General features: G+C 69.5%; 16 protein-coding genes, 1 tRNA gene, 3 rRNA genes, 1 pseudogene and 1 riboswitch. Of the genes and pseudogenes, 8 read left to right on the top strand and 13 right to left on the bottom strand.

The window, feature by feature from the left end:
• Positions 1-59 precede the first annotated feature (59 nt).
• Positions 60-135: transfer RNA gene (locus tag HNR12_RS17050), tRNA-Ala, on the bottom strand.
• Between the two features lie 121 nt (positions 136-256).
• A complete protein-coding gene (locus HNR12_RS17045) occupies positions 257-1,501 on the bottom strand; it encodes a cytochrome P450 (protein WP_179768488.1) in 1,245 nt (414 codons plus the stop codon).
• Between the two features lie 120 nt (positions 1,502-1,621).
• Between HNR12_RS17045 and HNR12_RS17040 the strand changes: the two genes are divergently transcribed.
• Positions 1,622-2,308 carry a TetR/AcrR family transcriptional regulator gene (locus HNR12_RS17040; RefSeq protein WP_179768486.1) on the top strand — a complete coding sequence of 229 codons (687 nt, stop codon included), beginning with the start codon at positions 1,622-1,624 and terminating at the stop codon, positions 2,306-2,308.
• A 226-nt stretch (positions 2,309-2,534) separates the two neighbouring features.
• The gene (locus HNR12_RS17035; protein ID WP_179768484.1) at positions 2,535-3,227 is read left to right on the top strand and encodes a class I SAM-dependent methyltransferase; all 693 of its coding nucleotides are present in this window, start codon (positions 2,535-2,537) and stop codon (positions 3,225-3,227) included.
• A gap of 63 nt (positions 3,228-3,290) precedes the next feature.
• Here the strand turns inward: HNR12_RS17035 and HNR12_RS17030 are convergent, their stop codons facing one another.
• From HNR12_RS17030 to HNR12_RS17015, 4 genes are all read right to left on the bottom strand, one after another.
• A complete protein-coding gene (locus tag HNR12_RS17030; RefSeq protein ID WP_179768482.1) occupies positions 3,291-4,598 on the bottom strand; it encodes a styrene monooxygenase/indole monooxygenase family protein in 1,308 nt (435 codons plus the stop codon).
• A gap of 664 nt (positions 4,599-5,262) precedes the next feature.
• Positions 5,263-5,382 (bottom strand): DLW-39 family protein, encoded by a 120-nt coding sequence (locus tag HNR12_RS17025; RefSeq protein WP_217783044.1) that lies wholly within the window; start codon positions 5,380-5,382, stop codon positions 5,263-5,265.
• A gap of 197 nt (positions 5,383-5,579) precedes the next feature.
• Positions 5,580-6,413 (bottom strand): helix-turn-helix domain-containing protein, encoded by an 834-nt coding sequence (locus HNR12_RS17020; protein ID WP_179768480.1) that lies wholly within the window; start codon positions 6,411-6,413, stop codon positions 5,580-5,582.
• Positions 6,414-6,848: 435 nt separating this feature from the next.
• Positions 6,849-7,163: a DMT family transporter gene (locus tag HNR12_RS17015; protein ID WP_179768479.1), complete on the bottom strand. Its 315-nt coding sequence runs from the start codon at positions 7,161-7,163 to the stop codon at positions 6,849-6,851.
• A gap of 28 nt (positions 7,164-7,191) precedes the next feature.
• A riboswitch (guanidine-III (ykkC-III) riboswitch) is annotated at positions 7,192-7,250 on the bottom strand.
• A 180-nt stretch (positions 7,251-7,430) separates the two neighbouring features.
• Between HNR12_RS17015 and HNR12_RS17010 the strand changes: the two genes are divergently transcribed.
• A complete protein-coding gene (locus HNR12_RS17010) occupies positions 7,431-7,739 on the top strand; it encodes a hypothetical protein (protein WP_179768477.1) in 309 nt (102 codons plus the stop codon).
• A gap of 482 nt (positions 7,740-8,221) precedes the next feature.
• Here the strand turns inward: HNR12_RS17010 and HNR12_RS17005 are convergent, their stop codons facing one another.
• The 4 genes from HNR12_RS17005 to HNR12_RS16990 all read right to left on the bottom strand — a co-directional run bounded on the left by HNR12_RS17005 (position 8,222) and on the right by HNR12_RS16990 (position 14,935).
• The gene (locus tag HNR12_RS17005) at positions 8,222-9,442 is read right to left on the bottom strand and encodes a winged helix DNA-binding domain-containing protein (protein ID WP_179768475.1); all 1,221 of its coding nucleotides are present in this window, start codon (positions 9,440-9,442) and stop codon (positions 8,222-8,224) included.
• 364 nt (positions 9,443-9,806) lie between these two features.
• Positions 9,807-9,922, bottom strand: a 5S ribosomal RNA gene (rrf, locus tag HNR12_RS17000).
• 77 nt (positions 9,923-9,999) lie between these two features.
• A 23S ribosomal RNA gene (locus HNR12_RS16995) occupies positions 10,000-13,096 on the bottom strand.
• Positions 13,097-13,402: 306 nt separating this feature from the next.
• Positions 13,403-14,935, bottom strand: a 16S ribosomal RNA gene (locus tag HNR12_RS16990).
• Together the 16S, 23S and 5S rRNA genes form the textbook arrangement of a ribosomal RNA operon.
• Positions 14,936-16,121: 1,186 nt before the next feature.
• Here HNR12_RS16990 and HNR12_RS16985 point away from each other — a divergent pair.
• The 3 genes from HNR12_RS16985 (at position 16,122) to HNR12_RS16975 (ending at position 18,262) form a co-directional block, all read left to right on the top strand.
• Positions 16,122-16,784 (top strand): DUF6230 family protein, encoded by a 663-nt coding sequence (locus HNR12_RS16985; protein ID WP_246425106.1) that lies wholly within the window; start codon positions 16,122-16,124, stop codon positions 16,782-16,784.
• A gap of 21 nt (positions 16,785-16,805) precedes the next feature.
• Complete coding sequence (locus tag HNR12_RS16980) at positions 16,806-17,351, top strand: DUF6114 domain-containing protein (RefSeq protein ID WP_218901961.1); 546 nt, start codon at positions 16,806-16,808, stop codon at positions 17,349-17,351.
• Positions 17,352-17,554: 203 nt separating this feature from the next.
• Positions 17,555-18,262 (top strand): hypothetical protein, encoded by a 708-nt coding sequence (locus HNR12_RS16975; RefSeq protein WP_246425105.1) that lies wholly within the window; start codon positions 17,555-17,557, stop codon positions 18,260-18,262.
• A gap of 72 nt (positions 18,263-18,334) precedes the next feature.
• Here the strand turns inward: HNR12_RS16975 and HNR12_RS16970 are convergent, their stop codons facing one another.
• Positions 18,335-19,543, bottom strand: a complete 1,209-nt coding sequence (locus HNR12_RS16970; protein ID WP_179768473.1) for an aminotransferase-like domain-containing protein — start codon at positions 19,541-19,543, stop codon at positions 18,335-18,337.
• A gap of 244 nt (positions 19,544-19,787) precedes the next feature.
• Here HNR12_RS16970 and wrbA point away from each other — a divergent pair, with 244 nt between their 5' ends.
• The gene (wrbA, locus tag HNR12_RS16965) at positions 19,788-20,408 is read left to right on the top strand and encodes an NAD(P)H:quinone oxidoreductase (protein ID WP_179768472.1); all 621 of its coding nucleotides are present in this window, start codon (positions 19,788-19,790) and stop codon (positions 20,406-20,408) included.
• Positions 20,409-20,899: 491 nt separating this feature from the next.
• On the opposite strand, the pseudogene HNR12_RS28565 reads toward wrbA, so the two are convergent.
• Positions 20,900-21,256: pseudogene (locus tag HNR12_RS28565) on the bottom strand (ATP-binding cassette domain-containing protein); the annotation flags it as partial.
• A gap of 348 nt (positions 21,257-21,604) precedes the next feature.
• Positions 21,605-22,237 (bottom strand): TetR/AcrR family transcriptional regulator, encoded by a 633-nt coding sequence (locus tag HNR12_RS16955; RefSeq protein WP_179768470.1) that lies wholly within the window; start codon positions 22,235-22,237, stop codon positions 21,605-21,607.
• A gap of 117 nt (positions 22,238-22,354) precedes the next feature.
• On the opposite strand from HNR12_RS16955, the gene HNR12_RS16950 reads away from it, so the two are divergent.
• A complete protein-coding gene (locus HNR12_RS16950) occupies positions 22,355-22,567 on the top strand; it encodes a hypothetical protein (protein WP_179768468.1) in 213 nt (70 codons plus the stop codon).
• Positions 22,568-22,594: the final 27 nt, after the last annotated feature.

Raw genomic sequence — 22,594 nt, 5'->3', positions numbered from 1 at the left:
CGGCCGCCCCGGTCGTGGACCCGGGCGGCCGATGCGGTGCGTTCTGCCTGCGAGAACCCTGGTGGAGCCAAGGGGAGTCGAACCCCTGACCTCCGGTATGCAAAACCGGCGCTCTGCCAGCTGAGCTATGGCCCCGATTGGATCAGAGACGAGCATACCGCTAGGCGGGCGGTGCCGGTTGCCGGGTTTTCGGGGGCGGCGGCGGGGCTCACCATGGGGTTGGCGGGGCCGGGCATGGTGGGCCGGGGACGCGGCGCTAGAGGGTGACGGGGAGCAGGGCCAGGCCGCGGGTGGCCTTGTTGCGGGTGAAGCGCACCGGGTCGCCGGCCAGGCGGATGCCGGGGAACCGCTCCAGCAGGCGCGTGAACATGATCCGGCCCTCCAGGCGGGCCAGGCCCGAGCCGATGCAGTGGTGCGGGCCGTGCAGGAAGCTCAGGTGCGAGCGCGCGTTGGGGCGCCACGGGTCGTAGGTGTCGGGGTCGGCGAAGACCCGCGGGTCGCGGTTGGCGGCCGGGAGGATCTGGAACACCTGCTGGCCGGCGTCGATCTCCGTCTCGCCCAGGACGACCGGCTCCGTGGTCAGCCGCAGGTCGAAGTGCACCGGCGGCTCGAAGCGCAGGATCTCCTCGACCGCGGCGTCGACGGCGCCCTCGGCGACCACCCGCGCCGTGGTCTCGGGGTGCTTGAGCAGCAGCTCCACGCCGTTGCCCAGCAGGCCGATGGTGGTGTCGTTGCCGGCCGCGAACAGCAGCATCAGCTGGGCCAGCACGTCGCGCTCGTCGACCGGCTCGCCGTCGTCGTCTGCCAGGTGCGCCACGGCCGAGATGAGGTCGTCGCGCGGGTCGTCGCGGCGCAGGTGCAGGATCTCGGCGAGGGCGTCGATCAGCTCGCCCTGGCCCAGCACCGCCTTCTCCTGGGCCTCGCCGTGGATGCTGATGTCGAGGGTGGCGCCCATGTCGCGCGACCAGGACCGCCACTGCGCGAGGTCCTCGTCGGTCTCGAAGGGCGCCCCGAGCACGCCGGCGATGACGGCCACGGGCACGAGGTTGGCGACCTCGTCCATGAAGTCGATGGTCTGCCCGGGCCGCAGCCGGTCGAGCCGGTCGGCGACCACGCGCTCGACCAGGTCGCGCCAGCGGCCGTTGAGGGCGGTGTTGTTGAAGTGCGGGGACAGGATCCGGCGCAGCCGGGTGTGGTCCGGCGGGTCGGTGACCATGAACTGGCGCGAGGCCACGTCGATGCTGGCCACCTGGCGGGGGTCGGCGGGGTTGTGCTCACTGACCGGCCCCGCCCAGAAGTGCTCCGACGAGTACACCCGCGGGTTGCGGCACATCTCCAGGATGTGCTCGTGGCGGGTGGCGAACCACGCCTGCATCGGCTCGCACCACTGCACGCCGTCGCCGCTCTCGCGCAGCGCCGCGTACAGGGGGTAGGGGTCGTCGTTCTCCGGGTCGAGCAGGCCCAGCATGGCTTGTGCGGGTTGCAGGGAAGTATGGGTCACGCGCGGCGTCCCCTCGATAGATGAGCGGATTTGCGGGATCATGCATCCGTACGGGCCTGATTGTGCACACGTGACCTTGGTAAAAGCAACAGTGTGTGTATTTGAAGTAGGCTGAGGGTCATGCCTCGTCCTCCGGTCGGCGCGGACTCGGCCTCACCTGCGCAGCCGGAGCGCGCCCCCCACGTCCACCGCCGCCTGGAGCGGACCCGCGCCCGGCTGGTCGCCGCGGCCGAGGAACTCCTGGGCGAGGCGCCGGTGGCGCGCCTGACCGTCACGGCCGTGACCGACCGGGCCGGCCTGCGCTCGCGCAAGACGTTCTACAGCCACTTCCCCGACGGCGTCTGCGGACTGCTGCGCGCGCTGATCGCCGCGCGCCGGGAGGAGATGCGCGAGGTCATCCGGCCCGCGCCCGGCGAGCCCGCCGAGGACTACCTGCGCCGGTCCGCCATGGGCGTGCTCGACACCTGGCGCGGGCGCGCCCCGGTGTGGCGGGCCACCCTGCACCTCGACCAGCTCGGCCCGCAGGGGGCGGCCCTGGAGCGCGAGTGGTCCGCGGTCCTGCGCTCGTGGGCCGAGGTGATGTCCGCCAGGGTGCGCGAGGCCCACACCGAGCGCGGCACCCCCGCACCCGCCAACCTGGAGGCGCGGGTCGGCGCCTGGCTGACCGGCGCGGGGTTCGTCCTCTCCCGGCTGCTCTCCTCGCCCGAACACACCCCCGCCGAGGAGGCGGCCACCGCCGCGGCCCTGGTCGACACCCTGGTGGCGGCCTGCGGACTGGAGCACACGACCGCCGCGCCCGCCGGCTGACCGGCGCTCCGGCACCCTCCGGCGCGGGCACCGCCCGCCCCGCACGCCCCACACGCACCGAAAAGTGGCGCGATCCACGGGACCAACGCCGGTAGCGCGCCGCCCCAGGCGGGTACACAATTCCCATGTCCGCCATGCCCACTTTGGGAGATACATGCGGATAGCGCGGTCCGGTCAGCCCCGGGCCGCGGCCTCCTGTCCATCCCCTGCCCTGTGGGAGCTGCCCGTGGCCCCGTCCCCCGACACCGAACCCGACCGCCCCACCTCCGCGATCTACGAGCGCGCACCCCTTGCCACCGCCTACGACAAGCTCGTGTGGGGGTTCAGCTTCAAGCCGTGGGCCTGGGGTCCCACACTCGAACGGATCCTCGGGTTCTACGGCCGGCACCTCAGCGCCGACCACCTGGAGGTCGGCGTCGGCACGGGGCTGCTCCTCCAGCGGGCCAACCGCCCCCACTTCGACCGCCTGCACCTGCTCGACGCCAACCCCGGACCGCTGCAGGAGACCGCCGAACGCATGGCGCGGCACCGTCCGCTGACCACCCGCGCCGACGCGCTCGCCGACTGGGGAGACATGGGCGCGCCGTTCGCCTCGATCGGCTGCATGAACGTGATCCACTGCCTGCCCGACCCCCACCGGCGGGGCATCGCCGCCAAGACCGCGCTGCTGGACTCGGCGGCCGCGGTCCTGGCGCCGGGCGGCACGTTCTACGGCTGCACGCTGATGCCCGGCCAGCCGGGCCTGCTGCGGCGGCCCTTCGCCGCGCCTATGATGGCCCTCTACAACCGGCTGAAGTGGTTCTCCAACCGCGCCGACACCCCCGCCGACCTGGAGGCGGAGCTGAACAAGCGCTTCACCGGCGTGCGGGTGTGGGTCGAGGGCAGCCTGGTGCTGTGGCAGGCGGCCAAGTCGGTCTGAGGCTCACGGGGCGGCCGGGTACCCCGGGCCGCCCCGCACCGCACCGCTCCGCGCGGCCGCGGCTCAGGCCAACCCGGCGTTGCGGCGCGCCTCGGCGATGCGCGTCCGGCAGGTGTCGGCGTCGAGCATCCACGCCAGCTGGGTGGGGTCGCACACGCCCGTCACCCAGGCGTCCTGGATCTCCGGCAGCGTGAACACGGCCTCCAGCAGCTCGGGGAAGTAGTCCGGCCGCTTGGACTCGTCCCAGAAGTTGGCCACCAGCAGCTCGGTGAACCACGCGGCGTACTGCCCGGTCTTGCGCCAGAAGCGGTCGAACGCCTCCTCGCCCCACTCGGCGGTGAACGGCTGGTCGCCGTGGGCGCGGATCGCGTCGAAGTAGGTGCGCGCGCACGCGGCCGCGTTGGCGTGCTGCTGGCCCGAGACCGGGTCCACGCTGATCACCGCGTCGGCCATGCCCAGCACCATGCCGCCGCCCGCCAGGGTGGCGACCGGACGGCGCACCTGCGGCCGGATCTCCTCCATGATCACCGACCCGCGGTCGACGAGCTGGGCGCTGTGGCAGCGCCGGGCCACGTCGGGCGCGTACTCCCACAGCTGCTCCAGCAGCCACGACAGCCGCAGCTGCGCGATCTGGTCGGGGGTGTCGCTGGGCCGGCCCAGCCGCTCCTGCCAGGCCAGGGCGTCGGCGCCGTTCGGGCCGACCTCGCCCTTGACGAAGATCGTGGTAGCCGGGCCGTAGGCGGTGAGCTGGGGGACGACGAAGATGTTGCCGGCGCCCGGCACGGACACGACCTCCAGGCCGCGCTGGCGCGCCTCGGGGTTCTCCGAGGGCTCCACGTCGAACATGCTGGCCTGGGTGATGCGGCCGGCGAAGGCGCCGCCGGTCCGCGAGGGGTCGCGGTCGAAGAGCGCGCCCAGCTCGCCCGCGCCGACGGCGATGACCGTCAGGTCGAACATGCCGCGCGTGAAGAATTCGAGGTCGGACAGCGTGCACCCCTGCACGACGACCTTGCCGCCGCGGTCCTCGAAGAACTCCAGCCAGTCGGCCATCTTCAGCCGGCTCTCCACCGCCAGGGCGGTCCCGGCCGCGTTGGCGCCGCCGAACTCCATGGGGGGCATGCCCGGAGCCCGCAGCGAGAAGTGGATGCCCGGCGCCGTGGGCGCCTCCTCCCACTGGGGGAAGAACAGCCCGGCCTCCCGCTCCATGGCCAGCGTGGCGGGCCAGGTCATGGCGAACGGCTTCGTGCGGCCCCGGCGGATCTCGGTGGAGGTCTGGCCGGTCATCACGGTGACGTCGTAGCCGGCGCCCAGCAGCATGTGGGCCAGCGTCAAGCCGCTGTAGCCCGCACCGACGATCAGGATCTTGCGCATGGCTCTCCTCGCACACACGGGGGCGGCGCACGGGCGCAAGGGGTACCCCAGCCGCGTGCCCGGCCGGGCCCCGGTGTGCTCCGCGCCGCGGTCTCCGGGGGGCAGGCCGGGCCCGCTAACGCCTGTGGCGCCGGGGATTCGGCCTGGTGATCATGGAGTATCGTCCCATAGGTCACCGGTGTCCCGGCGAGTCCAAAGTCTCTTCTTCACACCGGCTTCCCACCAGAGGACAGAGGCGGTCGCGCGCGGGTCGGGGACCGCGCCGCGGCGGGGGTGTGCGCGCTGGGAGAAGGGCGCCGGGCCGACCGGAACGAAGCGCCGCGAGTGGGCCGGAAATCCGCCCGCGGACGGCACGTGCGGTCGGAGGCGGTGGAGGACCGATGAGCACGCCGACTCGGCCGCGCCGAGCCGACCGGGCCGGCGGCCATCGGAAGGAGAACCCTCCCGCCGCCGGTGTCGCGGGCGGCGGAACGGACCAGGGCATCGCACCGCACCGCCCCTGCCGGGGCGCGGCGGCCGGGGCCGGGGGCACGGGCACGCCTGCGGTGGCGCCCGGAAGCGTGGGGGCGCAGGGGACGACGCCCGCCCACGGCTTCGGGTACACGAAAAACGCGTCGGGCCGCCGGCGCGGCGGGGCGCCGAGGCCGACGGGGGACCGGTCGGGTCAGTTGTCGCCGGCCGTGGCCTCGGTCCAGAGGTCAAGCTCGGCGCGGTCGGCCTGGATCTTGCGGTACACGGCGAACGCGCCGAGGGCCACCAGCACGAGCACGATGATCTTCTTCACGGTGTGCACCCCTACTTCGATCACGGATACGGGTATCGGACAGCGACGCGGCGGCCTGGAGGTCGAGAGGGCGGCGCGGGCGCCGGACTCCCTACCCGTCTCCTGAGCGGAAGGCGTCACTAGAGAACTTTATGGGGTTGTCTCCCCAGCAGACTAGCAACCCGGCCGCCGGGTTCCCGCCCGACGCGGCGGGGGACTCACGTCAGCAGCGAAAGGCGTTTCAGCGTCGTCAACGTGGCCTCGGGCGAGCTGGCCGCCGCGGTCAGCCGCCGCCAGACCTCCTGGCAGGCGGCCACCGCGTCCTCCGACTCCACGATGCCGCCGCCGTGGGTGGCCTCGACGAACGCCAGCGACGCCTCGCCCTCGTCGAACTCCAGCACGGTGAACGGCCCCGCGCTGCCGGCGTGCAGCCCCGCCGAGGTGGGCAGCAGCCGGATCACCACGCGGTCGTGGCCGCGGCCGAGGTCGATGAGCCGGCGCAGCTGGGCGTGCAGCAGTTCGGGGTCGCCGCTGACCCGGCGCAGCGCGTCCTCCTCGACGACGGCGTGGTAGCGCTCCAGGGAGTCGCGGTCGAGCACCTCCTGCCGCTTGAGGAAGGCGGCCACCATGCGCTCCACCCCGGTTTCGTCGTAGCCCTGGGAGCGCGCCAGCGCGGCGGTGTACTCGGGCACCTGGAGGAGGTCGGGGACGACCATGCCGGCGTAGGTGTCGATGGCCACCGCGCCCGCCTCGTTGCCGACGTAGGCCGAGGAGATGACGTCCTCGTACTCCGTCCACCAGGGGCGCAGCCGGGACTCGCGGACCATGGTGAGGATGGCCTCGCGCTGGCCGCCCGTGACACCGTAGAGCTTGAGCAGCGCGGAGACCTCCATAACCGAAGGCCATTTGCGGATACCCGTCTCGATATGTCCGAGTTTGGCGGGGGACCATTCAAGTACGTCGGCGACGTCGCTGAGGGTCATTCCTGCTTGGACGCGTCGTCGGCGCAATTCCGCAGATAGGCGACGGCGTCGAACAGTGGGGCTGGTCATGGCGCCTGTCCCGTACACGCTGAGTACCGGTGTTGTGGCACTAGAGAAGCACCAGACCTAGCCTCTAGCAATGCGTTTCTAGAAATTGGTCCCCGATTTCGACGCTTTGCCTGTCACGGCCCGGTACCGCACGTGCCGTCCCCGCGCTGGAAGAGGCGGCATATCACCAGCGTGAGCCCTGTTAACCCGCCACGCAGCGTAAGACGCCGCGAAGTCGGGGAACGCGGGAGGCCGACGGCGGATTGGCGACCGTCCGGATCGCGCTCCTTCGGGCGGCCCCAATGCGCGCCGCACGGCGGCCAAGAAGCGCGGGAAGACCGGGAGCCCCCGCCGGTCACGGGTGACCGGCGGGGGCTCCGGGGAGGAAGGGGTGCGCGAGAGGGCCGGCGCGGAGGCCGACGGGCGCAACGGCGGGGACACCGGCGGACGCGGAGGTCAGTGCAGGACCTTCAGCCCCACCACGCCGCTCACGATCAGCACCAGGCACACGATCTTGGCCGTGGTCACGCCCTCGCCGAGCCACGTCATGCCGATGACGGCGGTGCCGACCGCGCCGATACCGACCCACACCGCGTAGCCGGTGCCCACGGGGATGGTGCGCAGCGCCAGCGCCAGGCCCGACATGCTCAGCAGCAGGGCCACGCCGAAGACGACGGACGGCCACAGCCGGGACAGGCCGTTGGACGCGGCCAGCGCGGTGGCCCACACGCTTTCGAGAAGACCGGACAGAACAAGAAGAACCCAGGCCATGAACGCCTCCGAGGTCGACTCAGTGCTTACCGCGCCGTCTTGTCACTGCCGGGTACGGCGCACCTCGTCCGGGGGCGGCCGCTCGGAGGCTGCCCACCAGCGACAACCCGTGGCACCTGCGGGGTATTCCGGCCGGCCGGCGGTGTGACGGGTCGGCCCCCACCGGCCGTGACCGGTCGCGTCCGGGCGCCGCGGGTGTCGTCGCGAGGGCATACGATGCAAAGTGAATCGACGGGAGTATGCACCCGTGCACAGGCAAGGAACCCCATGAGCTATCCGATGAACGACACCGAGCAGCTCATCGCCGACGCCGAGGAGGAGCTCCCTCCGCCCATGCGTTCGCGGTTGATCGCCAAGCTGCGCAAGGGCGTCCACATCGATGACGCCGCGCGTGAACTCGGTGTCAGCACCCAGCGCGTGTTCTCGGCCGCGCGCATCCTCACCACCTTCGGCGAGCAGCTCGACTCCACGCTCACCGCCGAGCGCGATCCCGCGCTGCCGCACGGCACGGTCACCGGCTACAACAAGCGCTGCCGCTGCCCGCAGTGCCGGGGCGCGGTGAACCGCAGCCTCTGACCTGCGCGGCGCCGATTCCCCGCGGGTCTGCCCCGCAGGGTCCGCTCCCCACCCGGGCCGTCCCTCTCGGCCGCAGTACCCGCCGCCGCCCTTGCCGCGGCCCAGCCGCCGTCCCGGTCGGCCCCAGTGGCCGCCGCCCAGCGGCCAGGGCGGATCATCAAGCCGATGATCAGCGGCTTTACGTGCGGTCTACCATCGCGCCTTCCCCGTTTACCCAGAATTATCCAGCGGAACCGACCTTTTAGGCTTATTGATCTTCAAGCTGGGGAAACCGCACACCATGAACGAGCGTGTGGACTGGGCCGCGATGAGCGACGAAGAGTTCATGGCGCTGCTGCGCCAGCTTCTGGAAAGCCCGGGGGTCGACTCCGACGACGACTAGCCCTCACCACCGCCCCTGCTTCGTGGTGACGGCCGCACGCGGCCTCTGAACTCCCTCGCCGCGTGCGGGTGTGCCGCGTGCCCCTGGTCGCGCGGCCTCGTCAGGACGCGTCCTCGCGCGGTCGGCCCGTGCCGCCGACGGCCTCCGCCGGCTCCTCCCCGGCCGCCTCGGTGGGCGCCTCAGTGGGAACGGCCCCGACGCGGGGCCGGGGCGGGTCCGATATCTTCAGCCGGGTCTCCACCCCGAGGAAGCGGCCGATGTCCACCACCTCGGCCACGACGCCCTGCGGCAGCTCGGGCGCCAGCGCGCCGAACGGCTCCACGACGATCGTGCGGCGGTCGGCCGCCCACTTCCAGCGCGCCACGGCCCGGCCGTTGACCAGCACCGCCGGATGGATGATCCCGCCACCCGGCACCACCGCGTGCGCGTGCCGGCCGGGCAGCGCGAACCCGCGGTCCTTGTAGCCGAGCAGGTAGGAGTCGAACGCGCCGACCAGGCGCACCTGCCACGGTGAGGGCGGGGAGGGCAGCGACTCCGCGAACTCGCGCGGGGCCAGCATCGGACCGTAGGGAGTGGCGACCTCCTCGGTGTCCTTCGCGACCAGCTCCCAGCCGCGCCGCGCCATGGCGGCCGGAAGCCCCGACCACGCGGCGAAGTCGGCGAGGCCGGCCGGCCCGTGTCCCCAGAGGTAGCGCCGCGCGAGCTTGGCGAGGGCGGAGTCGGTGTCGCGGGAGTCCCAGGTGCCCACCCACTCGCGGGTGAGGACGTAGGTGGCCTCGCCGTCCTCCCGGTCGGGCCCACGGCAGATCAGCCCCCGCAGGGAGGCGTAGGAGACGAGGTGGGCGGGGGCCTGGCCGACGGTCGGGACGGGCACGTCGGCCTTCACGAGTTCGTCGACCAGTTCGGCGCGGGTCAGCGCCCGGCCTCCGGAGAGGAGGTCCGCCATCGCCGACTCGGCACGGGCGCACAGGTCGTCGTCCAGCCCGAGTTCGGACCGGCGGCGGGCGGTCTTGGCCACGAAGACCGGGCCGAGCAGGCCCACCATCCACCCCGCGTCCGCGGCCGGGATCGCGTGGAGGGTGCCGCGCATGGCCCACGTGCGGATGATGGAGCGCTCTTCGGCGATGGCCCGGCGCACGTCCGCCACGACAAGCCCCGACGTGCGGGCGCGCACGGCCAGGCGCGACGCGTTGAGATCCTGCGCCTGGACTGCGGCGGCCCCGCGGACGGCACCGACGACGCCGGCCGCGGGCGGGCCCATGAGCAACTGGGCGTTCATGCGGGCGGCGCGCAGGCCCTCGGCGTCCAACTCGATCGGCATCGATGGATCCCTTCATGGACATGTCGACGTAACGACAACATTGCCACTAGTTCACCCCTGGGACGACCACGAGTAGGGAAGGGATCGCTTCCTGTAGCACGCGGGGGAGGGAACCCGGGGTCGGAGGGCAGGCCAGGGCGCGCCCGCGGGGGAGAGGACGGGGAGAGAAGAAGGACGAGGAGGACGGTGGGTGCCCCGGAGGCGGCGGCGGGTCGGGCCGGCGGCGGTGATCCGGGAGCCGCTGGAGAACGAGCCCTGGGGGAGAGAAGAGCGGGGAGCGCGTGGCGGCTCGCAGGCCCATCCGAATTCCGGGCATAAAAAAAAAAGGGGGTGGAGCCCCAAAAGACTCCACCCCCAACAAGAATTGCGGCAGCAACCTACTCTCCCACCCCACAACAGGGCAGTACCATCAGCGTAAAGAGGCTTAACGACCGGGTTCGGAAAGAGACCGGGTGTGACCCTCCCACCATAACCACCGCAAACCCAACCCCCACACCCACCAACAAAGCAGGCCCAGGGAAAACAATGAACAATGTGCGCGAACACCCAGCATCCATGGCGGACAAGCCCTCGGCCCATTAGTACCGGTCAGCTCCACGCCTCACAACGCTTCCACCACCAGCCTATCAACCCAGTCATCAACTGGAAGCCTTACCCCCACAACAGGGCAGGAGACCTCATCTCGGAGCAAGCTTCCCACTTAGATGCCTTCAGCGGTTATCTCTCCCGAACGTAGCCAACCAGCCATGCCCCTGGCGGAACAACTGGCACACCAGCGGTTCGTCCGTCCCGGTCCTCTCGTACTAGGGACAGCCCTCCACAAGTCTCCAACGCGCGCAGCGGATAGGGACCGAACTGTCTCACGACGTTCTAAACCCAGCTCGCGTGCCGCTTTAATGGGCGAACAGCCCAACCCTTGGGACCAACTCCAGCCCCAGGATGCGACGAGCCGACATCGAGGTGCCAAACCATCCCGTCGATACGGACTCTTGGGGAAGATCAGCCTGTTATCCCCGGGGTACCTTTTAGCCGTTGAGCGACACCACTTCCACACGCCGGTGCCGGATCACTAGTCCCTGCTTTCGCACCTGCTCGACACGTCCGTCTCACAGTCAAGCTCCCTTGTGCACTTACACTCACCACCTGATTACCAACCAGGCCGAGGGAACCTTTGGGCGCCTCCGTTACCCTTTAGGAGGCAACCGCCCCAGTTAAACTACCCACCAGACACTGTCCCCGAACCGGATCACGGCCCAAGGTTAGATGCCCGAAACAGCCAGAGTGGTATTTCACCAACGCCTCCACCACCACTAGCGTGACAGCTTCACAGGCTCCCACCTATCCTACACAAACCATCCCAAACACCAATGTCAAGCTATAGTGAAGGTCCCGGGGTCTTTCCGTCCTGCTGCGCGAAACGAGCATCTTTACTCGTACTGCAATTTCACCGGGCCCGCGGTTGAGACAGCGGGGAAGTCGTTACGCCATTCGTGCAGGTCGGAACTTACCCGACAAGGAATTTCGCTACCTTAGGATGGTTATAGTTACCACCGCCGTTTACTGGCGCTTAGATTCCCAGCGACACCCCTCCGAAAAAGGGGCTGACCAGTCCTCTTAACGTTCCAGCACCGGGCAGGCGTCAGTCCGTATACAGCGTCTTACAACTTAGCACGGACCTATGTTTTTAATAAACAGTCGCTTCCCCCTGGTATCTGCGACCCCACCCAGCTCAAGACGCAAAGGCCCATCACCAGACAGGGCTCCCCTTCTCCCAAAGTTACGGGGACAATTTGCCGAGTTCCTTAACCACGGTTCACCCGAACGCCTCGGTATACTCTACCTGACCACCTGCGTCGGTTTCGGGTACTGGCCGCCTGCGCACTCGCTAGAGGCTTTTCTCGACAGCACGGGATCACTCACTTCACCAAAAACGGCTCGGCATCACGCCTCACCCCTCACAGGGCACGGATTTACCAACACCCCGGGCTACACGCTTACCCCCGGACAACCACCGCCGGGTAGAGCTACCCCACTGCGTCACCCCATCACTTGCCTACACACCCATCGGATCCCAGACGCACCACAAGGCCAGACCCGAAGGCCCAACCCCAGACACGCCCGGTTAGCATCAGGGCTATCAACATGGACGCGCACAAACGGGTACGGGAATATCAACCCGTTATCCATCGACTACGCCTGTCGGCCTCGCCTTAGGTCCAGACTCACCCTGGGCGGATTAACCTGCCCCAGGAACCCTTAGTCAATCGGCGCCGGAGTTTCCCACTCCGGTATCGCTACTCATGCCTGCATTCTCACTCGCACACCCTCCACCCCAGATCACTCTGGAACTTCACCGGACGCACGACGCTCCCCTACCAACCCACACTCGCGTGCAGGCTCCACAGCTTCGGCGGTGTACTTAAGCCCCGCTACATTATCGGCGCAGAATCACTTGACCAGTGAGCTATTACGCACTCTTTAAAGGATGGCTGCTTCTAAGCCAACCTCCTGGTTGTCTCAGCAACTCCACAACCTTTCCCACTTAGCACACACTTAGGGGCCTTAGCTGATGATCTGGGCTGTTTCCCTCTCGACTACGAAGCTTATCCCCCGCAGTCTCACTGCCATGCTCCACTCCACCGGCATTCGGAGTTTATCTGACCTCAGTAACCTTGTCGGGCCCATCAGCCAAACAGTAGCTCTACCTCCAGGGAGCACCACACAACGCTGCACCTAAATGCATTTCGGGGAGAACCAGCTATCACGGAGTTTGATTGGCCTTTCACCCCTACCCACAGCTCATCCCCCAGGTTTTCAACCCTGGTGGGTTCGGGCCTCCACGAAGTCTTACCTCCGCTTCACCCTGGCCATGGGTAGATCACCCCGCTTCGGGTCCACAGCATGCGACTCAACGCCCTATTCAGACTCGCTTTCGCTACGGCTACCCCACCCGGGTTAACCTCGCCACACACCACGACTCGCAGGCTCATTCTTCAAAAGGCACGCCATCACCCCACACCAAAGCAGAGCTCTGACGGCTTGACAGCACACGGTTTCAGGTACTATTTCACAACCCCTCACCGGGGCACTTTTCACCTTTCCCTCACGGTACTCGTCCACTATCGGTCACCAGGACGTATTCAGGCTTAGCAGGTGGTCCTGCCAGATTCACACGGAATTCCTCGGGCTCCGCGCTACTCGGGAACGCATCCAATGAGACATGCCCTGCCTTCACCTACGGGACTCTCACCCACTACGGCGCCGCTTCCCAACGGCTTCAGCTAACAGAACACACCCCACACCAGGCCGGCAGACCCAGTACAGACACGCCCCACAACCCCACGAACGCAACGACTGCCGTCTATCACACGCCCGCGGTTTAGCCACCATCCCCTTTCGCTCACCACTACTCAGGGAATCACTATTGTTTTCTCTTCCTGCGGGTACTGAGATGTTTCACTTCCCCGCGTCACCACCAACCGCCCTATACATTCAGGCAGCGGCAACCCGACACAACTCGGGCTAGGTTTCCCCATTCGGACACCCACGGATCACAGCTCGGTTGACAACTCCCCGTGGACTATCGCGGCCTCCCACGTCCTTCATCGGCGCCTGGTGCCAAGGCATCCACCGTATGCCACACATACTTGGCCACCACAGATACAAGATGCTCGCGCACACTATCCACAAATCAAAACACCAGCCACACACCCAACCACAACCCCACAAACCCCACTCACAGAGGCTTGAGACCACGGGTCTTCATCAGGGTGGCAAGCAGGAAACAACCAACGGTTGCCCCCTCAGACACCCAACAGCGCGTGACAACATCCTTCGAACCACCCCGGAAACAGCCACCCAGGCCAGCCTGCACAACGCAGACCAACCCAGGCACCAACCGGGTCCACTTACGAGTCCGCCGGCATAACGGAAAAACAACCGGCTCAAAAGACTCCTTAGAAAGGAGGTGATCCAGCCGCACCTTCCGGTACGGCTACCTTGTTACGACTTCGTCCCAATCGCCAGCCCCACCTTCACTCACTCCCTCCCCGAAGGGTTAGGCCACAAGTTTCGGGTGTTGCCGACTTTCATGACGTGACGGGCGGTGTGTACAAGGCCCGGGAACGTATTCACCGCGGCATTGCTGATCCGCGATTACTAGCGACTCCACCTTCATGGGGTCGAGTTGCAGACCCCAATCCGAACTGAGACCGGCTTTTAGGGATTCGCTCCACCTCACGGCATCGCACGCCCACTGTACCGGCCATTGTAGCATGTTTGCAGCCCAAGACATAAGGGGCATGATGACTTGACGTCATCCCCACCTTCCTCCGAGTTGACCCCGGCAGTCTCCCATGAGTCCCCACCATCACGTGCTGGCAACATGGAACAAGGGTTGCGCTCGTTGCGGGACTTAACCCAACATCTCACGACACGAGCTGACGACAGCCATGCACCACCTGTCACCGATCCCAAAAAGGACCCACCATCTCTGATGGATTACCGGCGATGTCAAACCTTGGTAAGGTTCTTCGCGTTGCGTCGAATTAAGCAACATGCTCCGCCGCTTGTGCGGGCCCCCGTCAATTCCTTTGAGTTTTAGCCTTGCGGCCGTACTCCCCAGGCGGGGCGCTTAATGCGTTAGCTACGGCACGGGAACCGTGGAAAGCCCCCACACCTAGCGCCCAACGTTTACAGCGTGGACTACCAGGGTATCTAATCCTGTTCGCTCCCCACGCTTTCGCTCCTCAGCGTCAGGTAAGGCCCAGAGACCCGCCTTCGCCACCGGTGTTCCTCCTGATATCTGCGCATTTCACCGCTACACCAGGAATTCCAGTCTCCCCTACCTACCTCTAGCATGCCCGTATCCACTGCAAAACCGGAGTTAAGCCCCGGACTTGCACAGCAGACGCGACACACCACCTACGAGCTCTTTACGCCCAATAATTCCGGACAACGCTCGGACCCTACGTATTACCGCGGCTGCTGGCACGTAGTTGGCCGGTCCTTATTCCCCACCTACCGTCAACCCCCACCGATATGGGGGCCTGCGTCAGTGGTAAAAGAGGTTTACAACCCGAAGGCCGTCATCCCCCACGCGGCGTCGCTGCGTCAGGCTTCCGCCCATTGCGCAATATTCCCCACTGCTGCCTCCCGCAGGAGTCTGGGCCGTGTCTCAGTCCCAGTGTGGCCGGTCGCCCTCTCAGGCCGGCTACCCGTCACCGCCTTGGTAGGCCACTACCCCACCAACAAGCTGATAGGCCGCGAGCCCATCCCCAACCGAAACAACTTTCCACACACCACCATGCGGTGGCGTGTCGTATCCGGTATTAGACCGGGTTTCCCCGGCTTATCCCAGAGTCAGGGGCAGGTTGCTCACGTGTTACTCACCCGTTCGCCGCTCGTGTACCCCGAAGGGCCTTACCGCTCGACTTGCATGTGTTAAGCACGCCGCCAGCGTTCGTCCTGAGCCAGGATCAAACTCTCCATTAAAGGTCTTCAATCCTGACCGGCCCACCCACACAGGGCGGACCCATCAAAGGAACCCCGAACACCCGAGGGTGTTCAACGGGGCCAAAACAAACATGGCACAAAGAATGTCATACACGCGCTGTTGAGTTCTCAAGAAGCAACCGCTCACCGGGTACAAACCCCGAACCCACTCAATCGGCAGGCCCGCAAAGGCTCTTCCCCCACGGGGCGGATCAATCTCCGCGTTTCCGCTTTGTTGTGTCTTCACATTATCAGGCGTTCCACGCCCCGCCAAATCGGCGGTTTTGCTGAATACCCGAAAACATCCGCACGCAACACCTTTGGGCGCACATGGCGAATCACACCATAAACGATGCGAAACAGTCCTTGTGCCCGATAAGGCGTTGAGGTGAGATGCGGCCACGCCCACCGGATGGTGTTCGTTGCGACCGGAAGACCGTCGCCCGAGCGCGCTGAAGACTCAGCACTGTTTCAGGCGGCTCGACCGAGAATAGCCGGGGAGTCTGCCACTGCCAACTCGCACGACAGTGATCTGGGTCACTTGTCGTGCCTGGGTGTTGCCCCGCTCGGGCGACGTCCGCCTGGGCCCCTCTCTGCCGAGGCTTCCGCGCGAACTCCCCGGTCCTCCCCGGTTCCACGACAGAACCCGCAGCTCCCTGCGCGCGAGCCCGCCCCCTGGCCTCGGCCTCGCCACGGTACCCGGTGGTCTCCGTGTCCCGCTGGATGCCACCGCCGACCCCGGCCCTTCCTCCTGTCCTCTTCTCCTCTCCCTGCTGCCTCCCCGCCCTACCCCTGCCGCGGGCCCGCCCCTGCGCGAGCCGGCCCGCGCCCTCACCCCGCTGCCGACCCGACGCCCCCGGCTCCGCCTCCTCCGGCGCGCACGGCGCTATGAATATTCCCCTCCGCATTTGTCACCGCGGTGACAAGGAAGCCCCATAGCGCCATGTCACGGCCGCCGCCCGCAATGATCGCCGTTTCCATCCCGAGCACGCGAATAATCGCCGATTCCCTTGAATCGGGAGCATGGACACTTCCATGATTACTCGTGTCGGCTTTATCAACCGCACGGTCGATTCCACCCCGGCACCCCTCCGCCCCGCTCGCTCTGCTGCGGAGTCGACCGCCCGAAGTGCGTTGTCGCACGTGCGCGCCCCGCCGCCCCCGGGGCGCGCAAGGAGGCTCCCCCATGGCAACGATGGTCGAAGAATCCCCCGGTCCCCCCAGCGACTTCGAGCACGACGCGTCGGCGGAGGAGCACGGACACACCAGTTGGAAGCGCTTCGCCCTGCTGACCGTTCCCGCCGCCGTGGGCGCGGGCGCGCTGCTCTTTGGAATCATGAACGGCGCCATCGCCGCGTCGTTCGCCGTTTCCGGGCAGCAGTTCAAAATCTCCGCCGACGAAATGCGCGGCGAGGGCGTGGCCATTTACGGCGGTATCGACTACGACCTGCGGCAGAACGTGCACCCCGTCGCAACGGCCGCCATCCGCGACGCCGAGATCGACAACCTGTGCCAGTCCGTCCTCACCGAGTTCCCCATCCTGGGCACGGTCTCGCTCAAGCTGTCCGCCGGCACCGGCGACACCCCCGTGCACGCCACGAACCTGTTCATCGACATGACGCGGATGTCCGGCGACACCCGGTTCGGGGACATGGAGATCGGCCGCGACGCCTCCACCCTGGACCAGGGCCCCGCCAACGCGCGGGGCATGCAGGACCTCTTCGGCATGCAGGGCGAGACGCTGACGGTCAGCGGGCTGGAGCAGACCGCCTGGGCCGCCAACGCCGGCACCTTCCGGCTGAGCGGACTCGACCTCGCCGTCGCGCGCGGCGACGACGAGTGCTTCTGACGTGGCGCGGGGGTGACTCGCATGAACCCTGGCACCGCTCCGGCCGGCCGTGCGCGGCGCCGGCCGCTGCCGTTCCGCCTCTGGACGCGGCTGCGCAGCTGGCGCCGCCGGCGCCCCTTCACCGGCGGCCTGCTGGCCATCCTGTCCGGCGCGTGGATCTGCGCCCTGCCGCTGGCGCCCGTCACCGTGATGATCGCCCAGGGCATCGCCGGCGTCCCCTCGGTGCTGATGGGGGTCTTCCTGATGGCCCTGGGCATGATCGTCTGGGCCCAGCCCCGCCAGGCCACCATCGCCGGGGTGCTGACGGTCCTGATCGGGCTGGCCGCGCTGGTCATGTCCAACCTCGGCGGGTTCGTCGTGGGCAGCCTGCTCGCCTTCGCGGGCGGCGGGCTGATGTTCGCCTGGCGCCCCACGCCCCGGGTGCGGCGGCGCGACCGGCGCCGCGCCGCGCGGGCGGCCGACCCGGTGGGCGCGCCGGCCCCGCGTTCCGCTCCGGCCGAGGGCGGCGGTCCGGCGCCCCGGCCCGGACCCCGCCCGGGCGAGCCCGTGGACCGGCGCCCGCCGTGATCTGCTCCGCCGCCTGAACGCCCACCGCAGCCGGTGGCCGCGCGGATACGCGGCCGCCCCCGGAACCGACAGCCACGCGCTGAACCCCGCATCGGTCGGCTTGGGGTCGTGGACCCAGGCGCGTCGACCGGCCGGTGCGGCCGCGAGGGCGGCGATCGGCGCCGCCCCGCCTCGTATCCGCTCCGGAAGGAGTCCGTCACCCCATGACCAGGACCGACATGTCGACGAAGCGCCCCTCCCACCCCTCCCGGGCCCGCGCCCGCGTGCTGCGCGGCGGGTTCGTCGCGCTGGCCGGGCTCGGCGCGGTCGCGCTGAGCGCCGGTACCGCGCTGGCGGCCGACCCGACGACCGTCACCCCGGCCGGCGCCTACTTCTCGGCGACCGCCACCACGAGCGCCACCTTCACCGTGGGCGGCGTGACCGTCACCTGCGACACCTCGGCGACGACGCCGACGCAGCCGCTGGGCACCGACGCCGCCAACCAGGTCCCGGCCCAGAACAGCAACCCCGACGGGACCGTCAGCTCGGCGATCAACCCGCCGACGTTCGAGGACTGCACGACCAACATCCCGCTGGTCAGTGCCGTGGTGACGACGTCGGGCTCCTGGACCATCGCCGCGCAGGGCGGCGCGTCGCCGACCGCCTCCCTGGTGCTGCCGCAGGGCGGCCTGGTGGTGCAGACGAGCGGGCTGGCCTCGTGCCGGTCCACCGCCGCGCCGGACGCGCCGGCGACCGTGACCGGTGCGTGGGCCAACGGCGACCCCGCGACACTGACGTTCTCGGGTGTCTCGACCCCGGTGGAGACGACCGGCGGGTTCGGCTGCCCGACGGCGGAGCCCTCCGCGGCGTTCTCGGCGGTCTACGAGGTCGCCAACGAGACCGACCCCGCCACCCCGATCGCGATCCAGTAGGGCCCCGGTCCGCCGGTCCGGCGGTCCGGTGACCGGGCGGGCGCCGGCTCCTCTCGGCGCCCGCCCGGTTCGTCAGCCGGTGCGCCGCGTGAGCACGGCGCCGAGGCGGGCCAGCCCCTTGCCGATCTCCTCGGGGGTGTGGGTGGTGAAGGAGAGCCGCAGGGTGGCGGGGTCGGGACGCTCGGCGTAGAAGGGGGCGCCGGGGACGAAGGCCACGCCGTTGTCCAGGGCGGCGCGCAGGTGGCTCTGGGCGTCGGCGCCTTCGGGCAGGCGCACCCAGACGAACATGCCGCCCTGGGGCCGGGTCCAGGTGCTGCCCGGGGGCAGCGCATCGGGGAGGCCGGCGAGCATGGCGTCGCGGCGGGGGCGGTAGGCGGCGCACAGCCGGTCGATGTGGGCCGGGAAGTCGGCCTCGGCCAGGTAGACCGCCGCCGCGGCCTGGTCGATGGTGCTGGTGTGCAGGTCGGCGGCCTGCTTGGCGACGGCGAGCGAGGGGCGCAGGGGTTCGGGGGCCCGGACCCAGCCCAGGCGCATGCCGGGGGACATGACCTTGGACATGCTGCCGAGCACGACGGTGCGGTCGGCGGCGCCGTCGTAGGCGGCGAGGGAGGGGAGCGGGGCGCCCGCGTAGCGGAGTTCGCTGTAGGGGTCGTCCTCGACGATCCACAGGCCGTGGCGGGCGGCGACGGCGGCGATGGCGGCGCGGCGCTCGTGGGGGAGGGTGCGGCCGGTGGGGTTCTGGAAGGTGGGGACCAGGTAGAGCAGCTTGGGGCGGTGCCGCTGGACGGCTTCGGCCAGGGCGTCGGGGTCGGTGCCGTCGTCGTCGGTGGCGACGGTGGCCACGCGCGCCCCGGCCAGGCGGAAGCACTGGAGGGCGGCGAGGTAGCCGGGCTCCTCGACGAGGACGGTGTCGCCGGGGTCGAGCAGGGCGGCGGCGACGAGGGAGAGCCCCTGCTGGGAGCCGGTGGTCACGATGACCTGGGCGGGGTCGGTGGGCAGGCCGCGGCCGGTGTGGCGGGCGGCGATCCAGTCGCTCAGGCGGGGGTCGCCCTCGGTGGGGGAGTACTGGAGCGCCCGGCGGGGGTCGTCGCGCAGGACGCTGTCGAACGCGTCACGCAGGCCGTGGCTGTCGAACAGCTCGGGCGCGGGCAGCCCGCCGGCGAAGGAGACGAGGTCGCCGTGCTTGGCGCTGGAGACCAGCGCGAGCAGGTCGCGCACCGGGGAACTCCCCACACCGGCGAGGCGGGCGGCGGGCGGCGGAGGGGGCGCGGGCTGGACCATGAGGGCTCCTTGTGCGGCGGACGTGCTGGTGGAGGGTCCAGCCTACTCCGGAGTTCCTGAATATGAGATTGATTTCTCAACATATGAGACATCTTGTAAGCGCATCGATGCTTTCCGGCCCGCCCGCAAGCCCGCGCAGTGACGGTCCCCACATTCGCCTCCGGGCCGGCCTGGAATAAATGCGGATGCATTATCTTTCTAGGAAGGTAAATCGCACCCGCATTACCCACCGGAGGAAACGGCCATGAGCGAGCCTGTGAAGCTGAGTGTCATCTACTACTCCGCCACCGGCACCGGCTACCAGATCGCGCGCGAGATCGTGGACACCGCCGAGAAGGAAGGCGCGGAGGTCCGCCTGCGCAAGGTCGCAGAGCTGGCCCCCGAGGCCGCGATCGCCAGCAACCCGGCCTGGGCCGCCAACGCCGAGGCCACCAAGGACGTCGCCGAGGCCACCCCCGACGACATCGTCTGGGCCGACGCCGTGGTCTTCGGCTCGCCGACCCGCTACGGCAACATCACGTCGCAGCTGAAGCAGTTCATCGACACCCTCGGCCCGCAGTGGCAGCAGGGCCTGCTCGCCGACAAGGTCTACAGCGGCTTCACGTCCTCGGCCACGCTGCACGGCGGCCAGGAATCCACGCTGCTGGCGCTGTCGAACACCTTCTACCACTTCGGCGGCATCATCGTGCCCCCCGGCTACACCGACGCCAGCAAGTTCGCCGACGGCAACCCCTACGGCACCTCGCACGTCGACGCCCAGGGCCAGAACGCGGTGGACGACGTGACCCGGACCGCCGCCCAGGTGCAGGCCCGGCGCGTCGTGCGGGTGGCCGCCGCCCTCAAGGCCAGCCGCGCCGACAGCTGACCGGCCCCGCCGGTCCCCAGGACCGCGCCGGCCCACAAGGCCGGCGCATGGGCGGGCCGACTCCGGCCCGCCCATGCGGCGGCGCACCCCTGACCCCGGTGCGCGCGCCGCTTTTCGGCTTTTCGGGGCCGGTCGAGGTGCTCAGGTGGCGGGCTCCACGCCCGCCGGCGGACCCGCGGCGGGCTGCCCGGACCCGCCCGCGGAGGCGTAGGACTCCGCCTGGAGGCTGAAGAGCTGCCGGTAGCGCCCCTCGGGGCGGGCCACCAGCTCGTCGTGGGTGCCGTGCTCCACCACCTCTCCCTCGTGCAGCACATAGATGCGGTCGGCCATCTGCACCGACGCCAGGCGGGGGTGATCAGCAGGACCGTGCTGCGCGCCGCCGCCGCGTGCAGGGTGTCGAACAGCCGCTTCTCGGCGCGGGCGTCCAGGGCCGCGGTGGGTTCGTCGGCGATGACCAGGTCGGCGGTGCGGTAGAGCCCGCGGGCGGCGGCGATGCGCTGGCGCTGGCCGCCCGAGAGGTCGGCGCCGTCGACGAACCGCTTGTCCAGCAGGGTGTCGAGCCCGTGCGGGAGGTCGGCGATGACCGCGTCGGCGCTGCTCAGTTCCAGCGCGCGCAGCAGCCGCTCCTCGTCGGTGTCGGCGGACATGGTGATGTTGCGGCGGGCGCTCAGCGGCCACTGCGTGTAGTCCTGACTGATCAGCCCGATGCGCTCGCGCAGCAGTTCCGGCGACAGCTCGGCGGTGTCGACTCCGCTCCAGCGGATGACGCCCTCCTGCGGGGTGTACAGCCCGGAGACCAGCCGGGCCGGCGTGCTCTTGCCCGATCCGTTCTCGCCGACCAGGGCCACCACCTCGCCCCGGCGGATGTCGAGGTCGACCCCGCGCAGCGCCGGGCGCTCGGCGCCCGGGTAGCACAACACCAGCCCGCGCGCGCTGAGCCCGGTGAAGCGGACCGGCGGTGAGCACCGGAACACCGGTTCGATCCGATGATCCGCCGCCGCGGGCGTGGGCGACAGCCGTTTTCCGTGGACGGGGGTGTTGGGGTGGGACCGGATCACCCGGTGGGCGCCCCGCGGTGGGCCCGCGCCGTTGCCGCAGGCCCGCAGGGTCGGCGCGGCGCAAGCGCGGCGGTACGGACGGCCGAGCGGGGCGGGTAACGGTCGGACCGGAACGGCCCGGGGCGGCGGACGGCGCGCTCAGGCGCCGGGGTCGGAATCGGGATCGGCGGTGCCCGCCGGGCCGGGCTCGCGCACGCCGTTGACCAGCCCGCGCACGACCGGGCGCAGCAGCGCCACGACCTCCTCGGCCGGGGCGTCGGCCAGACCGTCGAGGCGGAGCAGGCGGCGGCCCACGACCACGCCCAGGATGGCGGCCCCGATGATCCCGGCCCGCACGTCGGCGTTGTCGCCGGGCATGGCGGCGGCCGCCTGGCCCTGCTGGGCGCTGACCGCCGCGCGGACGTCGCTCGCGGCCTCGGGGTGGGTCAGCATCGAGCGGAGCATGGCCAGGGTGGCGGTGGCGTCGGTGTCGAGCTTGTCGGCGAAGGACGCCAGCAGGAGTTCGGCGACCTCGTCGGGGGTGCCGCTGATGGGAGCCTCGGGCGCGGCCTCGGTCGCCCGGGAGAACAGCTCCTCCTTGGACCCGAAGTAGCGCATCACCAGGGCGGGGTCGGTGTTGGCGGCGGCGGCGACGGCGCGGATGGTGGTGCGGTCGTAGCCGGACTCGGCGAACAGGGCGCGCGCGGAGGCGAGGACGCGCTCCTCGGTGCGGCGCCGCCGCTCGGCGCGGGTGCCCGGGCGCGGGGTGCCGGTCGGCTGCGGTGGGGTCACGGCTCGATTGTAGGCATCGGTCTACAGGCGTTGACCGAAACCCCGAGCGCCTCTAGGCTCTGAATTCAGTCAACGATCACCGGCCGCGACTACCCCGCCCTGCTGGGCGACGGGCCGGTGCCCAACGCGCTGGGCGGGTGGGTGCTGCTGGTGCTGGCCGCGCTCGTCCTGACGCGGGTGGACTACGCCGGAGCCGCCGCCACCGCCTTCACCTCGATCGCCGCCGGCGTGCTGGCGATGGCCCTCTTCCAGCGGCGCGCACCGGGTGAACCGCCTGGCGGGGCGCTCCGGCCCGGCGCCGCGCGCGACGCCGCGGGCCTAGCCCGTTGACGGGGGAGGAGGTCGGCGCCCCGCCCA

It is taken from the genome of Streptomonospora nanhaiensis, from assembly GCF_013410565.1.
In the GTDB taxonomy this organism is placed as follows: Bacteria; Actinomycetota; Actinomycetes; order Streptosporangiales; family Streptosporangiaceae; genus Streptomonospora; species Streptomonospora nanhaiensis.
This window is presented reverse-complemented; position numbering and strand designations above follow the sequence as displayed.

Coding starts and splice junctions, on each gene's coding strand:
- HNR12_RS16980 (WP_218901961.1), top strand. CDS start 16,806: ATGAACCCTGGCACCGCTCCGGCCGGCCGTGCGCGGCGCCGGCCGCTG.
- HNR12_RS16970 (WP_179768473.1), bottom strand. CDS start 19,543: ATGGTCCAGCCCGCGCCCCCTCCGCCGCCCGCCGCCCGCCTCGCCGGT.
- HNR12_RS17005 (WP_179768475.1), bottom strand. CDS start 9,442: ATGCCGATCGAGTTGGACGCCGAGGGCCTGCGCGCCGCCCGCATGAAC.
- HNR12_RS17010 (WP_179768477.1), top strand. CDS start 7,431: ATGAGCTATCCGATGAACGACACCGAGCAGCTCATCGCCGACGCCGAG.
- wrbA (WP_179768472.1), top strand. CDS start 19,788: ATGAGCGAGCCTGTGAAGCTGAGTGTCATCTACTACTCCGCCACCGGC.
- HNR12_RS17020 (WP_179768480.1), bottom strand. CDS start 6,413: ATGACCAGCCCCACTGTTCGACGCCGTCGCCTATCTGCGGAATTGCGC.
- HNR12_RS16975 (WP_246425105.1), top strand. CDS start 17,555: ATGACCAGGACCGACATGTCGACGAAGCGCCCCTCCCACCCCTCCCGG.
- HNR12_RS17015 (WP_179768479.1), bottom strand. CDS start 7,163: ATGGCCTGGGTTCTTCTTGTTCTGTCCGGTCTTCTCGAAAGCGTGTGG.
- HNR12_RS17030 (WP_179768482.1), bottom strand. CDS start 4,598: ATGCGCAAGATCCTGATCGTCGGTGCGGGCTACAGCGGCTTGACGCTG.
- HNR12_RS16985 (WP_246425106.1), top strand. CDS start 16,122: ATGGCAACGATGGTCGAAGAATCCCCCGGTCCCCCCAGCGACTTCGAG.
- HNR12_RS17040 (WP_179768486.1), top strand. CDS start 1,622: ATGCCTCGTCCTCCGGTCGGCGCGGACTCGGCCTCACCTGCGCAGCCG.